The following is a 1810-nucleotide window of genomic DNA, read 5'->3' on the forward strand; positions in this document are numbered from 1 at the left end:
AAAAGCCGATGAGCATGAGGATGTCACACCGGAATGTCACACCAAAGATGCTCCTGCTAATACTCAAAAATCTATTAATAATACATTAGATACTGGAATAGCAGAATCTGTGGATAAAAAAGAAGCAGTCAAGAATGTGGAAGAAGTAAAGGCAAATATTAAGCGTGGATTACGTGATAAGATGCCTGCATACCTTTATGACATCATGGCTCCATATTTTGATTTGGACGACCTTTACAGAGCCTATGGCACGCTATTAAGGGGTAAGGCATCCATAGACAAAACGATAATGTTTGAAAGCAATGAGGGGCTGTTTACGGATGCTGTACTGTCTGTAATCAATGCATATAAGAGGGGTGTGGTTCATAATTTATTTGCTGTGCTATTTACTGCTGCACAAGATACTGCTGCTCAAATTTATCGACAGCAAAATTATGTTGTACCTCATTGGCTACAATGGTAGAAGAGTTAATGGAAGTGCATTTTAATATTGCCAAATAAAAAACGACTGCAATAGCAGCCGTTAATTAAGTAATGGAGCAAACCAATTATCAGTTTTAGCCATGCTGTCTCCCGATCGATTATACATAAACTTAGCAATGATGTCTCCTTCTAAGTGATGGGGTACTTCCCAAAAAACTGTAATTTCGCTGACATCCTTCTGATCGGCAAGCTTGGCGGCAATATGGTCACTATACATTTCTAACATTTCTTTTGTCGTTTTAGAACTATTCTTAACATCCCATTTAAGCTTAGGCAATACAATGTAACTTCCGTCATCGAGACCATAATTTTTATTTACATCCAAACTTATCGTTGTGACTTTTTTATCTGCAAGATCACTATTGATAACTTGTTTAACAGCATCTTGTATTTCTTCATTCGGTTTTTTTGCTACAGGTTCTTTTTTTACTTCTTCGTTTTTCGTTACAGTGACCTTTGTTTTATTATTTTCAGTCCTTGTAGTAACATCGGAATTTTTTTCATCTTGCTGGTCTCTCTCGATCTCCACTTTTGGTTTATCGTTAGATTCAGATGTTTGCTTTGGTTCAGTTTCAGGAGCAAGAGAAGCGAATATTACCATTAACATAAATGATACTCCTAAAAACAGTAGAGACTTTTTGCCTTTAGCTTTGTTCTTTTTAGCGAATTGCAATATTGTTATGATTAAAAACACAAGAAATACTAACGTAAACAAACCACCTAATACAGAAAATATCGCATCCAATGTGAAACCCCTCCCATTTATTTGTATGTTTTTATCATAGTACATATGGAAGGGTTTGGCTATTGAGTAATTGCATATAAATGTGAAGGACTTTTTAACCCATTGTCGTATATAGGCATAAAAGGGGTGAAATCTATGGAGAGATACATAGTCGAAATGAAATTTACCAATGGTGTATATGGTGACATCGCAACCGACAGGAATATATTAAAACTCATTCCGGTGTCCATTCGTGGATCGCACTTGATGATTTCAAGTACACATTACTGTGTTAATCCATTGGATATCGAACGCTTAGAGGTAAGAAAGGGAGGGAGATTATTGGGGTATGCCTTCCACATGAATAAAACAGCCACCAACTCGAAATGAGAAGGTGGCTGATTATTAATCAAACAACACATGAAAACGAAAAACAACACAACACTACACAAATACTACACAAAGGATTCATAAACGTTATTAAATCAATGTTTAACCCACACAATCAACGTCTGCCTGGGACGTTATGAGGGTAATATTAAGGATTTTATAAAAACTATAAAAGCCTTGCAAACGTTGTAGCCATGTGTTTGTGAGGCTTTT

General features: G+C 36.1%; 2 protein-coding genes. One reads left to right on the forward strand and one right to left on the reverse strand.

Features of this window, described 5'->3' with window-relative positions; translation table 11 throughout:
• Positions 1–463 (forward strand): hypothetical protein (locus ACFQ38_RS11420; RefSeq protein WP_381480989.1); only part of this gene is annotated, 463 nt, incomplete at its 5' end.
• 60 nt (positions 464–523) lie between these two features.
• On the opposite strand, the gene ACFQ38_RS11425 is transcribed toward ACFQ38_RS11420, so the two are convergent.
• Positions 524–1228 (reverse strand): hypothetical protein, encoded by a 705-nt coding sequence (locus ACFQ38_RS11425; protein WP_381480991.1) that lies wholly within the window; start codon positions 1226–1228, stop codon positions 524–526.
• Positions 1229–1810: the final 582 nt, after the last annotated feature.

Source organism: Sporosarcina contaminans (assembly GCF_042679045.1).
Lineage (GTDB): Bacteria > Bacillota > Bacilli > Bacillales_A > Planococcaceae > Sporosarcina > Sporosarcina contaminans.